Source organism: Methylobacterium organophilum (genome assembly GCF_022179465.1).
In the GTDB taxonomy this organism is placed as follows: Bacteria; Pseudomonadota; Alphaproteobacteria; order Rhizobiales; family Beijerinckiaceae; genus Methylobacterium; species Methylobacterium organophilum.
Genome location: NZ_BPQV01000008.1, coordinates 1 through 12,629 on the forward strand (window position 1 = coordinate 1; position 12,629 = coordinate 12,629).

The following is a 12,629-nucleotide window of genomic DNA, read 5'->3' on the forward strand; positions in this document are numbered from 1 at the left end:
TGCGTGGGCGAATGTGAAGCCGATGCCCAATCGCAAGCAGGTGCTGGCCTTCAGCCCGTTCCTGTACAAGTACCGTAATCTTGTCGAGCGCTTCTTCAGCAAGATCAAACACTTCCGAGCTGTTGCCACACGCTACGACAAGGACCCAGACAACTTCCTCGCCAGCGTCAAGCTCGCAGCCCTGCGGGTCTGGCTGCGAGCTTAATGAGTCCGCGCCCTAGGGGGGCAGAATTGGACGCCGATCCCCAGCCTCACGGGGTCAAAGTTGCAGGCCGAAACACAGACGGAGCCGCTGGCGGTGGAGGGCGTGGCCGGACTCTGCGCATCGGCCGCCGCAAGCCGACCCGCGGCGACCGGCATAGCGCCCGCCGCAGATCGATCCGGCGGAACCTCGCTCGGAGGGTCGGCCACGCAGATGTTGGCCGAGGACGGCGGGCCGTCGTCCAATTGCCCCCCTCCGCGGCGCAGCGGAACCGCCAAATCGATCGCCGCCGGAGAATGGCGGCGGTCCGCCTCAAGAGGCCGTGTGCCGGCCTCTCGAACGGTCGACGGTCGTCGGGATGCCGAGGTCGCACGGCGGCAATGCAGCTTCCGGCATCCTCGAGCGGCTATGCCTCGGGCGATGCGATGTCGTGGCGGCGTGCACGACGAGCTCTTCCGCTGCGGACAGATATGTGATGATTGAGGCATGGAGCGCCGCCATTGCCGTGCCGCGGTCCGGAAGAGACCTGGGTACGACGGTGCACAGGCAGCCGGCGCGTGGTGCGATCCGCAGGCGTCGGGAGATCTGAAGCCCGCGGTCGGCCTCCAGTTCCGGATCCCCTCCGGGTCCGATCGCAGGATGCCGTCCTCCCGCGACACGGACCTACCCGCAGACCTTATCGGGAACATGTCGAAAGATGTACGATCTTCTGGATTGGCTGGAGCGCCAGCACGACGGCGTGAATACATACAAAGCCCTGCTGCAACGTCTTCGCTCCGACGAAAGGTTGGCCGCGGCGCATCCGGCCTTCGTCTTCGTCTTGCGGCACCTCGCGGGCAGGATCGTGAGCCTCTACGAGGAGAGTCCATGCGATGCCGAAACGGGAAGTTCGATATTCGCGACCATGCTCGGCTACGTGAAAGAAATGGAGCGGTTGGAAGGGCGTCCGGCCGCGGAGCGGCTCGCGCTCCTGGACCGCATGGCGCAGATGAAGCTCGCCTAGCTTCCCTCGGCTTTGAAGCGGCGCGAGGAAAGGCGCATCCGCTCGCGGGAACCATAGGATGTCCAGACCTCCGGATCGGGCGAAGATCTGTGCTTCGGCGCGATTTGGATCCGTTTGCGGGTTGACGCGGTCTGCCGTCGGCAGGAAGGAACTTCGCCAGGAGATCGGGCCTCTAGCCTCCAGTGCGAATGCGGGAGGCGTATCCGTCAACGTTGAGAACACGCGCATGGCCATGTCCTTCCTGCCCATCGACCGGAGCCTGATCGCTCGCGAAGCCGCGAAGATGCTTCTGGAAATCAGGGCCGTGAATTTCTACGAGAGCAAGCCGTTCATCTTCACGTCTGGCTGGGCGAGCCCGGTCTATATCGACTGCCGCAAGATCATCTCCTATCCGCGCCTGCGGTCTACCTTGATCGACTTCGCCGCGGCAACGATCGTGCGCGACATCGGCTACGAGTCGATTACGAACATCGCGGGCGGCGAGACTGCCGGTATTCCCTTCGCCGCGTGGATTGCCGACCGCCTGATGTTGCCGATGCAGTACGTGCGCAAGAAGGCCAAAGGGTTTGGCCGGAATGCGCAGATCGAGGGCGAGGTGATTGTGGGCGCCAAGACTCTGCTTGTCGAGGATCTCGCAACGGACGGACGCAGCAAGGTGAACTTCTGTCAGGCTCTCCGGAATTCCGGGGCGGACGTCGATCACTGTTTCGTATTCTTCTACTACGACATCTTTCCGAAAAGCCGCGAGTTGATGGACGAGCTGGGTGTCCACCTCCACTACCTGACCACGTGGTGGGACGTCCTCGCCGTCGCGAAGGATAGCGGGCATTTCGAGGGCGCCGTGCTCGACGAAGTCGAAAGCTTTCTGAACGAGCCGGCCAAATGGTCCGCCGCTCACGGGGGAATTTCAGAGTTTGGTCAGAGCTGAACCGATCGTCTCGTAGAGCATTTTTCCATGATTCCTGGATCACGAAAATGCTCTATCTATTTGATAGTGACGCATTTTCTTTCGCGGAACCGGCAGCCGCTTCCGCAGAAAACGCTCTAGGCGGGAGCCAGACCCAGGATCTGCAGACAGATGCCTTCCACCGCATCGGCCGCGTCCGTACAGCGGCGGACGCCGTCGGGCTCGGGGGCGCCCCCCAGAGTGAAGACCGGTCTCCCGAACTGAAGGGCGAAGGCGATCTCCGACAAGGTGCCGTTGCCTCCCCCGACGGCGATCATGGCGAAGGCCGCCCGGGCGATGAGAGCGTTGCGTGCGACGCCGATACCGGTGGCGAGCGGAATCGTCACGAAGTCGTTGGCCCCCGAAACATCCCCGTCGGGCAGGAGCCCGACGCTCACACCGCCCGCCCTCGCCACGCCGCGGCAGACGGCCTCCATCACGCCCTCCCGGCCGCCGCACAGGACCGTCAGTCCGGCACTGGCCAAGCCCATCCCCACGACCTCCGCCGCGGACCTCTGGGCATCGGTGGCGGCTCGCGTTCCCACTACCGCCACCGGCCAGCGCAGCGGCGAGCCGCTGTCTCGCTGCAGCCAGCGGACCGCCGCCACGGCATCGACGCACTCGCCGTCGTGCCCGGAACCCGCTTCACTCCAGCACCGCGTGTCCGGACGGAAGGACCGACCCCGACCGTCCATGAGCAGATTGCGTGTTCTGTCGACGTGGAGCCGCCGTTCGAGGTCGGCCTCGTCCCCGTTCACGAGGCGCGCTGCAGGCGGACGGAATCCGGTTCCCCGGATCGATCGAGAACCGTCCGCAGGAGCGCAACGGCATCCGACCCCTTGTGAGCTCTTTGCCAGAGATCGGCGGTCAGGGACTCATAGAGACGGACCGGTTCCTCGTCGGCGGTCAAGGTCGCGACGCCGGTGCGGATGTTCGGAAGCTCGCCGCCGAGGCGGAACGGACTGAGGCCGACCATCGTGCGGCGGCTGCCTTTGAAGAGCTGGAAGGTGACGTTCGGCAACGTTTCCTCGATCAAAGCGATCTGCACCCCCATGGGCTCGCTCTCGATGAGGCGCAGAAGATGCTCAATTTCCAATCGAGCCGCGATCCGGCGACGCGCCAGTTCGTCCTCCGGCAGATCGAAGCGCCCCACGACGCCGAGGCGGAGGAAACGTTCGATTTCCGGAACCGTCACGAAGTTGACGACACTAAAATGCCTCGTCCTCCGCGCGGCCTTGCGCTCGTTCAGAACCGCTATCACCGCGTCGATTTCATCGGACTGCTTTTCACTCGGACCCTCAGGGCCGAGCGATTCGACCAACATCTTCCGCAAATGATCTTTGTATTGATCGGATGATAACAGGTAAGAAATCGGCGGAAAATGGGCTATGACTTGATCGGACTCTTCTTCGACCTGACGCATGCGCTCAAAATATCCGAGCGCACTGGAATAGTACTCAACACCGACTCCCAAAAGGGATGCCATCGACGTGCCCAGCACGGTCGAAAGGCGATCAAGCGTTTCGATTTTGATCACCTCACCGGCTTCGATCTTGTAGACGAGTGCGCGGGACACTCCGAGATCCCTGGCCAGCTCCTCGGCAGTGCGGCCGCTACCGATGCGATAAGCACGTAGGCGCCTTCCGATCTCTTCGAACACAGTCGCCATCCATCCTTGCCCAGGTGCCTCGCCTTGCCCAGGTGTCTCGAAAAATAGACTTCAGGGGTTGAACAGGCAAGGTCGATGAGCCGTCGCATGGCACCCGCCGCGACGCAGCCTTGTTGCACAAATTTCCTGCATGTCCATCAAGCGCGCATGTAATTTACGCATGGCTCAGGCCCTATTTGCGGAAATCGGCAGCAGAGATCCGACTTGTGCGCATATCTCACTGTTGCGGTGCAATAAAAATAGGTGGGCTGACCACCTCGCGTGCATCCACATTTATAGATCTGTCTTGAAATATATACTCGTCCGTGACACTCAAAAACGGACCGGCGGACGACGTCTCCGCTGGATCGGAACCGCCATACAGCCCGGGAAAAGTGGTCGGCGCGGCACAGCCGCGCGAGCCGATGCGGCGTCGGAACCTCCGCAGGCACCGGGCAGGGAGCATCAGATGACACGCACCTTGCCAGCCGAAGAGGCTGTATCCACGCCCGGGCTACTGCCGGAGAACGTCGACACAACCGCCCGCAAGGCCCTGGTCGGCTCGGCCCTCGGCTATGCGATGGACGGCTTCGATCTTCTGATCCTCGGCTTCATGCTCAAGGTGATCGCCGCCGATCTCGGCCTCAGCCAGTCGGAAGGCGCATCCCTGGTGACGGCGACGCTGGTCGGCTCCGTCATGGGCGGCCTTCTGTTCGGCATGCTTTCGGATCGCATCGGCCGTGTGAAGGTCCTCACCTGGACGATCATCCTGTTCGCCGTCTTCACCGGCCTCTGCGCCCTAGCGCAGGGCTATTGGGATCTTCTCGCGTACCGCACGATCGCAGGCCTCGGACTCGGCGGCGAATTCGGGATCGGCATGGCCCTCGTGGCCGAAACGTGGCCGGCCTCCAAGCGCGCGAGAGCCTCATCCTACGTCGGCCTCGGCTGGCAGTTCGGCGTCCTGAGCGCCGCCCTCGTGACGCCCCTTCTTCTGCCGCACATCGGCTGGCGAGGCATGTTCGCGATCGGCGTCCTGCCTGCGGTCATCGCCTACTTCATTCGGCACTCGCTTCATGAGCCGGATGTCTTCGTTGATCGCCAGCATCGTCAGGCCGCGCCGCGCCTGCCGCTGAAGCTACTGGTCAAGGATGCCGAGACAACCAAGCTGAGCCTGGGAATGGTCATTCTCTGCTCAGTGCAGAACTTCGGCTATTTCGGCGTGATGATCTGGTTGCCGAACTACCTCTCGACCCGGTTTGGCTATGGCCTCGCTCAATCGGCGACTTGGACGAGCGTGACGATTGCCGGCATGGCCACCGGCATCTTCGTCTTCGGACACGTGGCCGACCGGATTGGCCGGCGCCCCGCCTTCCTGACCTACATGATCGGCGCCGCCGTGATGGTCGTTCTCTACTCGCGACTGACCGACGCGGCCGCCCTTCTCGTTGCCGGAGCGGTCATGGGCTTCTTCGTGAACGGCATGCTCGGAGGCTACGGGGCGCTCATCAGCGAACTCTATCCCACCGCTGCCCGGGCGACGGCGCAGAACGTCCTCTTCAACCTCGGACGCGCCGTTGGCGGCCTGGGTCCCGTGGCGGTCGGCGCGATTGCGACAGCATACGGTTTCAACACCGCGATCAGCCTCCTGTCGCTGCTGTACGTGCTCGACATCTTCGCTCTCCTCTTCCTCATCCCTGAGCGGCGGGGTGTCGAGCTGACCTGACGTCGAACCGGAGCGGTCGATCCCGCGGGACGCGCGATCGACCCGGTGCGGCGGGCCGCCTGCGGGATCGAAGGCCGCTCCCTTGGACGAACCGGTGCGGTTGAGCCAAGCCGCGCACCGGCTCCGACAGTATTTCCCCCTGAATAAACAGCACTCCCAAGTCCAATTCCCTTATGAGGGGCACGATATATCCATGAAGCGGATGATTCTTGGAGCCGGCTTCGGTCTCGCAGCGATCGTAGCGGCTCAAGCGGCAGATGCGCCCGCCCCCGTCCACACACCCGACGCACCGGCGCCGTCCTTCTTCGTCTTCTCGGATACGACGGCCGGCTACCGCTTCCTCGACGATTCCCGCGAGCCCGGCCTCCGCGCCGTGAAAGGCGATCCGCGCGAGGGCAGAGGTGTGCCGAAGAATATCACCTTCTTCACGCACGCGGACAACTTCGGCTACGGCACCAACTTTGTGAATATCGATGTCATCAAGTCCGGATCGCAGGATCCGACCGGATTTGCCTTTCCGAACAATCGTATCCAGACCGGCGTCGGGGCGACAGAGGTCTATGCCGTCTACCGCGGATCGCTGAGCGGAAACGCATTCACCGCGCCGAAAACCTTCGCTGTACCTGGCCTGATCAAAGACTTTTCATTGTCCTACGGTTTCGATCTGAATGGAAAGGATACCGCCTTTGGGCCACGCAAGCGCGTTGGAGTGACCGGCTTGGTGTTTGCCCTCGACGTGCCGGCAGGCTTCATCAACGTGGCAGTGCATGCCTACAAAGAGTTCAACCGCAATGGCATCGTCGTAGAACCCATGCGTAGCGTGGAGTTCAATCTCGTCCCAGAGTTCGAGATCAGCTATAATATTCCGCTGGCATTCACCGGCTTGCCGCTTCGTCTTGCCGGGTTCAGCAACATCGTTTTGCCGAAGGGGCGCAACGGTTTCGGACAAGCGACAGAGACGGAGTGGTTGTCGCGCTCGAATCTCCTTTTCGATCTTGGGAAATACTTCTATAACCAGCCGAACCGCCTTGAGGCCTTTATCGGCTTCCAGTATTGGAGAAACAAGTTCGGAGAGGACCAGAGGTACCGCATCGGAGCCGAGTCCAAGAACATCCAGGCTGGCTTCATCATTCACGCCTTCTAGAGCATTTTCCGCGGAAGTGGTGCTGCTTCCGCGGGAGAAAAAGCGGCTCTCGCGCAGCTTACAAAACCCTTGATCACCGGGCGTTCTGTCTCTGATAGCGACAGCGCAGCGGGAGTTCTGTGAGCGAGACTGGGAGCCGTGCCCGCCCAGATTGGGTTGGGTCACGTCTCCAGGTTCGTACCATCACGCTTTCGTTCGACGAACCGGCTCCGTTTCGTCGAAAAGTGCGCCAGAGGCGGGTTCGCCAGGACGGCTGTGCGCGACGGACAAACGGATGACTCGCCGCGCCCGCCGCGTCTAAAAAAAAAGAAATGTCCTTGTATTTATACGGCGCCCTGTCACAATCATTGGGCGCGTCGGTGCGTCCTCCCCCTGCCGCGGATCCTTCGAAAGGGCTGCGCTGCGCCCTTTGATCGAAGCGCTGCCGACAGGCCGGCCTTCCGCTGCGAACTCCGAGCAAGTCGATGACCGAGATCGCCCCACCTATCGAATCGTCAATGCATCCGCTCCCGGGGATCATGGGCGGCACATGCTGGTCGCCTACGATCGTCGCCGAACCTGCCGACATCATCCGAAACGATCCGGTGAATGCGGAGTATCGGCACCTCGTTGTGCGCTGCGGCCAGATCGCAGCCGCTGCGCAGCCAGGACAGTTCTTCCAACTGCTCTGCCCCCATCCGCTCGGCGAGCAGCCTTATCTCCGCAGACCGATGAGCTTGTACGGTGCCGATCCCGCTCAGGGCGAGGTCGAGTTCCTCTACAAGGTCACCGGTGCGGGTACGCGTGGTCTCGCAACCCTGAAAGCCGGTGAGCGCCTCGACATCATGGGGCCCCTCGGTGTCGGCTTTACCCTCGACCCTTCCTGGCGGCACATCGTGGCCGTGGGACGTGGCGCCGGTCTCGCGACCCTGGCGCCGCTCGCGCAGGCCGCGAAAGCAAAAGGAATCGCTGTCACCGCCCTGTTCAGCGCACGCCGAACCGAGTTGCTCCTCTCTGTCGATCTGTTCCGGTCTCACGGTGCGGACGTCGTCTGTGTGACGGACGCGGAAAGCACCAGCGGGCCCGCCAATGTCGAGAGGATCCTGCGTGGGCTGATCAAGGAGGATCGCTGCGACGCCTTCTTCACCTGCGGATCGAGCCGGCTGATGCGCGTTCAGCAGCGACTCGCCCGTGAATTTGGAATTCCCGGCCAAGTCGCCATGGAACAGCAGATGGCCTGCGGCATCGGCCTCTGCTACTGCTGTGTCCGCGATTTCAATGTCGGAGGAGAAATAATTCATCGGCGTGTTTGCTGGGACGGGCCTGTATTCGATCTCCAGGAGGCGCTGCCTTGACCGATCTATCCGTTCAGATTGGCAATTTGAAACTTGCCAATCCCGTCATGCCGGCCTCCGGGACATTTGCCGAGGGTTTGAGCAAGGTCATCGACTTCGAGCGGCTGGGCGCGTTCGTCACCAAGACGATCACCCGGGAATTGAGGACCGGCAATCCGCTGCCGCGGGTCGCCGAGCGGCCCGGCAGCCTCCTCAACGCCATCGGGATTCCGTCCAAAGGGATACCCTATTTCCTGGAGCATACGATGCCGGCCTATGCCGGCTACCGGACGCCGCTCGTCGTCAGCATCTCGGCTCCGACCGCGGAAGGCTTCGCCAGTCTCGCGGCCGAGCTGACATTGCCCGGCATCAGTGCGATCGAGGCCAATATCTCCTGTCCGAACATCGAGGAGGACGGCAAGGCCTTCGCCATGCGCGCCTCCTCCACGGAGGCGGTGATCCGGCAGATGAGGTCGGCGACCACCCTGCCGATCTGGGCCAAGCTGACGCCGAATACCGGCGAACTGCCCGATGTCGCACGGGCAGCCGAAGCCGCCGGGGCGGACGCCGTGGTCGTCGCCAACACCATCCTCGCGATGGCGATCGATCTGAACACGTTCAGGCCGTGCCTGGGCAACGTGATGGGCGGCCTGTCCGGTCCGGCGATCAAGCCCATCGTGCTGCGCCATGTCTTCCAATGCGCGCAGGCCGTCCGCATCCCGGTGATCGGCTGCGGCGGAATCTCGACGACCGAGGATGCGGTCGAATATCTGCTGGCTGGAGCGAGCGCCGTCCAAGTGGGAACCGCGACGTTCGTCCAGCCGGGTGCGATGACGGCGATCATCGACGGTCTCGGGCGGTTCTGCGAGCGCCGCGAGATCGCGCGCGTCTCCGACCTGATCGGCGCCGTGGTCAACGAGGAGGCGGACGAGCCGGATCTCGCCTGGGTGGCGCCGCAATGAAACCGTCCACCGCTTCCGCCCTCGGATCGGCGTCGGCCGACGCCGACCGGCAGCTTGCCGAAACGCTGTTCGACGCCTTGCGGGCTGCCACCGGCGACGGCGTCGGCATTACCCGGGAAGCCTACAGCCCCAAGGAATCCGAAGCCCTGGACATCGTCGACGCCGCCGCGCGCCGCGCCGGCCTCGAAACCGCGCGTGATGCGGGCGCCAACCTTGTCGTCACGCTGGAGGGAACCGAGCCGGAGCTGCCGTTCGTGGCCTGCGGCTCGCACCTCGATTCGGTGCCTCAGGGCGGAAACTTCGACGGTGCCGCGGGCGTCGTCGCAGGCCTCGCGGTCCTCGTCGGCATGTGCCGGGAGAACGTCCGGCCGCGACGGACGATCAAGCTCTTCGGATTGCGCGGCGAGGAAAGCGCGCGCTTCGGCAAGGCCTATCTCGGATCGCACGCCCTTTTCGGCGAACTGTCGCCCGCCGATCTCGCGACGGCCGACGGCAGGGGCGAAACCACGCTCGCAACCTGCATGCGGGCGGTCGGCGTGGACGTCGATCGGGTCGAACGCGGCGAGCCGCTCCTCGACCCGGCAGGCGTGGCGGCTTGGCTCGAACTGCACATCGAACAAGGCCCGGTGCTGACCGCGCGGGGGTTGCCGGTCGGTATCGTCACCGGCATCCGCGGGAATGTCCGCCACCGCGTCGTCACCTGCCACGGCACGCCGGGGCATTCCGGCGCCGTTCCGCGCTGGCTCCGTAAGGATGCGGTCTTCGCGGCCTCGGAGCTGATCACCCACCTCGATCGGCACTGGCGCACTCTGCTCGAACGCGGCCGGGATCTGGTCGTCACCTGCGGCGTCGTCGGGACCGATGCGGCCGAGCATGCGATCGCACGCATCCCCGGCCTGATCCGCTTCAGCTTCGAGGCGCGCAGCCAGAACCGGGAGACGCTGGAAGCGTTCTACGACCTGTTCCGGTCCGAATGCAGCATGATCGAAGAGGATCGCGGTGTCACGTTCGAGTTCGACCGCAGGGTCGAGTCGGCGCCCGCCGTCATGGATGCCGGTCTCATCGAAGAACTGAAGCGGGCGGCCCGCGAACTCGGACTGCCCGACGAGACGCTGCCCAGCGGCGCCGGACACGACGCGGCGGTGTTCGCGAATGCAGGGATCCCGACCGGGATGATCTTCGTCCGCAATGAGAACGGTTCGCACAACCCGCTCGAGTCGATGGACCTCGACGACTTCGTGGCCGGCGTCGCCGTGCTGCGCGGCTGCATCCGCAGGATGTGCGCATGAGCGTGGACGCCCTCTTCGACGCCGTCCCTGCGATGCACCCGGAGCGGATCGTCATCCGCCGCCCCGACGACTGGCACGTGCATCTGCGGGACGGCGAAATGCTGAGGGCCGTCCTGCCCTACACCGCCGCGCAGTTCGCACGCGGGATCATCATGCCCAATCTCGTGCCGCCGGTGACCACGGTCGAGGCCGCCGAGGTCTATCGCGCGCGGATCCTTGCCGCCCTGCCGCCCGGATCCGACTTCCGTCCCCTGATGACCTGCTACCTGACCGACGCTGCCGATCCCGGCGAGATCGAGCGGGGGCATGCCGAAGGTGTCTGGCTCGCCGCCAAGCTTTACCCCGCGGGGGCCACTACGAACGCGCACCATGGGGTCACCGACATCCCCGGCCTCGCGCCCGTGCTCGAGCGCATGGAGCGGATCGGCATGCCTCTCCTCGTCCACGGAGAGTCTACCGATCCTTCCGTGGACGTGTTCGACCGGGAGCGCGTCTTCATGGACGAGAGCCTGCGGCCGCTCCTGGCCCGGCATCCAGGCCTGAAGGTGGTCGTGGAGCATGCGACGACAGCCGAGACGCTGGATCTCGTGCGGGCGCATGCGCCGCGGGTCGCGGCGACGATCACGCCCCACCACCTCGTGATCAACCGGACGTCGTTGTTCCAGGGCGGCCTGCGGCCCCATCTCTACTGTCTGCCGGTCGCCAAGCGCGAGCGCCACCGCTTGGCCCTGCGCAAAGCGGCGACCTCGGGGGAAGCCTGCTTCTTCATCGGCACCGATACGGCGCCGCACGTCCGGGAGGCGAAGGAGGCCTCCTGCGGCTGCGCGGGCGTGTTCGTGGGAGCAACCGCCCTGCAGACCTACGTCCAGGTCTTCGACGAGGAAGGGGCGCTGTGGAACTTCGAGGCCTTCGCCTCCCTCAACGGTGCGCGCTTCCACGGCCTCGATCCGAACTCGGGAACCATCGCGCTTGAGCGGCGGACCAGCGTCCTCGCCGCGTCCGTCGAAGTCTCGGACACATCAGTCGCCGTCTTCAGGGGAGGCGAGCCGCTTCCCTGGACCATCGCGGAGGTCGAACCATGACGCAGACGGAGCGCAGGGAGGCGGTCGCACGCCTCCTGCTCGCAAGCGGCGCGATACAGGTCGGCCACAAACGCCCCTTCGTGCTCGCGGCAGGATGGGCCAGTCCGGTCTACGTCGACTGCCGCCGGCTCCTGGCCGAGGCGGACGTGCGCCGGGACATCTCCTCCATCGCCGTCGACTTCATCCGCGACAGGTTCTCTGCGGATGCGTTCGACATGGTCGCCGGCGGCGAGACTGCCGGCATCCCGTTCGCCACGACCCTTGCGGACCGCCTCGCATGCCGTCTCGGCTACGTGCGCAAGCGTCCCCTCGGCGTCGGCCACAACGCGCAGGTCGAAGGCGGCAGCGTCGAAGACCGACGTGTCCTGCTCGTGGACGATCTGACGACGGACGGCACCAGCAAGCTGGCCTTCGTCCGCGGTCTGCGCGCCGCTGGGGCGGTCGTCGAGCATGCTCTGACCATCTTCTACCACGACGCTTTTCCCGGCGCGGAAGACCGTCTGCGGCGCGCAGGAGTGGATCTGCATCCGCTGGCGACCTGGACGGACGTGCTGCGCGTCGCCGGAGACGGCCTCTCCAACAAGGACCGCGGTATCATCGAGGAATTCCTCTCCGACCCGGTGGCGTGGTCCACGGCGCATGGCGGCCGCGCGCAATCCGCAACTTCCCTCTAGTTCCAACATCAGAGTCTCTGAGCGATGCAGAACGAGGATACCGCGCACCTGGACGCGGACGCTGCGGAGGGTCCGCGATACGTGGCGACGGGCAACGACATGGACGAAATTCTGATTTGGTTCCGGCAGCAGCCTGGCGGCGTCCGCACGTTCGTGACTCTGCTCCAGAAGCTCGCCGAGCATGGACAATCCCATTCCGGGCATGCGGCGCTGACGGCGCTGCTTACCGCGATAGTCCGGACCTACATCTGGAACTACGAGGAGATGCCGTTGAGTGTCGAGGTCGCGGCAGAAGCCCAGCGCCGGATGGTCGATCTCCTGGCTGGCTCCTGCCGGTACGACGAGCTCACTCCGGCGAAGCAGGTCGACATTCTGAACGAGTTCGCCCGAATCGAGTTGGGGTAGGCTCTCTTCGGCAAGTATCGGAGAAAAACAGTTTGGCGGCGGGCGGAATTCGAGTCTGCCAAACGGATGAGGGTGGTAATTGCCACTGCTCTTTTGGGAATTTCGTTGTGCACACCGCCCTCCCCGGCGGCAGCCCAGGAGGGCGAACGGTCCAGCTACCCTCGGGGCTACAACCGCTCCTGGTGGCACGGAAGGGTTTGCCGGGCCGCGCAACAGACGCAATGCGGTCAAGTCCAAG

General features: G+C 64.3%; 12 protein-coding genes and 1 pseudogene. 11 read left to right on the forward strand and 2 right to left on the reverse strand.

The window, feature by feature from the left end; translation table 11 throughout:
* The 3 genes and pseudogenes from MFF21_RS14105 to MFF21_RS14115 form a co-directional block, all read left to right on the forward strand.
* Positions 1-205, forward strand: a pseudogene (locus MFF21_RS14105) (IS5/IS1182 family transposase); the annotation flags it as partial.
* A 694-nt stretch (positions 206-899) separates the two neighbouring features.
* Complete coding sequence (locus MFF21_RS14110) at positions 900-1,205, forward strand: hypothetical protein (RefSeq protein ID WP_238311766.1); 306 nt, start codon at positions 900-902, stop codon at positions 1,203-1,205.
* A gap of 226 nt (positions 1,206-1,431) precedes the next feature.
* Complete coding sequence (locus MFF21_RS14115; protein WP_238311767.1) at positions 1,432-2,133, forward strand: orotate phosphoribosyltransferase; 702 nt, start codon at positions 1,432-1,434, stop codon at positions 2,131-2,133.
* A 116-nt stretch (positions 2,134-2,249) separates the two neighbouring features.
* Here the strand turns inward: MFF21_RS14115 and MFF21_RS14120 are convergent, their stop codons facing one another.
* Together MFF21_RS14120 and MFF21_RS14125 are read right to left on the reverse strand one after the other, a co-directional pair.
* Positions 2,250-2,846, reverse strand: coding sequence for an SLOG cluster 4 domain-containing protein (locus MFF21_RS14120; protein ID WP_238311967.1), 597 nt, complete (start codon positions 2,844-2,846; stop codon positions 2,250-2,252).
* A 59-nt stretch (positions 2,847-2,905) separates the two neighbouring features.
* Positions 2,906-3,820 carry a helix-turn-helix domain-containing protein gene (locus MFF21_RS14125; protein ID WP_238311768.1) on the reverse strand — a complete coding sequence of 305 codons (915 nt, stop codon included), beginning with the start codon at positions 3,818-3,820 and terminating at the stop codon, positions 2,906-2,908.
* Positions 3,821-4,268: 448 nt separating this feature from the next.
* Here MFF21_RS14125 and MFF21_RS14130 point away from each other — a divergent pair, with 448 nt between their 5' ends.
* The 8 genes from MFF21_RS14130 (at position 4,269) to MFF21_RS14165 (ending at position 12,391) form a co-directional block, all read left to right on the forward strand.
* On the forward strand, positions 4,269-5,522 hold the full coding sequence (locus MFF21_RS14130; protein WP_238311769.1) for an MFS transporter: 1,254 nt from the start codon (positions 4,269-4,271) through the stop codon (positions 5,520-5,522).
* A 193-nt stretch (positions 5,523-5,715) separates the two neighbouring features.
* Entirely contained in the window at positions 5,716-6,666 is a 951-nt protein-coding gene (locus MFF21_RS14135; RefSeq protein ID WP_238311770.1) for a hypothetical protein, read from the forward strand.
* Between the two features lie 464 nt (positions 6,667-7,130).
* A complete protein-coding gene (locus MFF21_RS14140) occupies positions 7,131-8,000 on the forward strand; it encodes a dihydroorotate dehydrogenase electron transfer subunit (RefSeq protein ID WP_238311771.1) in 870 nt (289 codons plus the stop codon).
* Positions 7,997-8,941: a dihydroorotate dehydrogenase gene (locus tag MFF21_RS14145; RefSeq protein WP_238311772.1), complete on the forward strand. Its 945-nt coding sequence runs from the start codon at positions 7,997-7,999 to the stop codon at positions 8,939-8,941. Before MFF21_RS14140 ends, MFF21_RS14145 begins: the two co-directional genes overlap by 4 nt.
* On the forward strand, positions 8,938-10,230 hold the full coding sequence (locus MFF21_RS14150) for a Zn-dependent hydrolase (protein ID WP_238311773.1): 1,293 nt from the start codon (positions 8,938-8,940) through the stop codon (positions 10,228-10,230). The genes MFF21_RS14145 and MFF21_RS14150 overlap by 4 nt, the downstream gene beginning before the upstream one ends.
* Complete coding sequence (gene pyrC, locus MFF21_RS14155) at positions 10,227-11,312, forward strand: dihydroorotase (RefSeq protein WP_238311774.1); 1,086 nt, start codon at positions 10,227-10,229, stop codon at positions 11,310-11,312. The genes MFF21_RS14150 and pyrC overlap by 4 nt, the downstream gene beginning before the upstream one ends.
* Complete coding sequence (locus MFF21_RS14160; RefSeq protein WP_238311775.1) at positions 11,309-11,986, forward strand: orotate phosphoribosyltransferase; 678 nt, start codon at positions 11,309-11,311, stop codon at positions 11,984-11,986. Before pyrC ends, MFF21_RS14160 begins: the two co-directional genes overlap by 4 nt.
* Positions 11,987-12,010: 24 nt before the next feature.
* Entirely contained in the window at positions 12,011-12,391 is a 381-nt protein-coding gene (locus tag MFF21_RS14165) for a hypothetical protein (RefSeq protein WP_238311776.1), read from the forward strand.
* Positions 12,392-12,629: the final 238 nt, after the last annotated feature.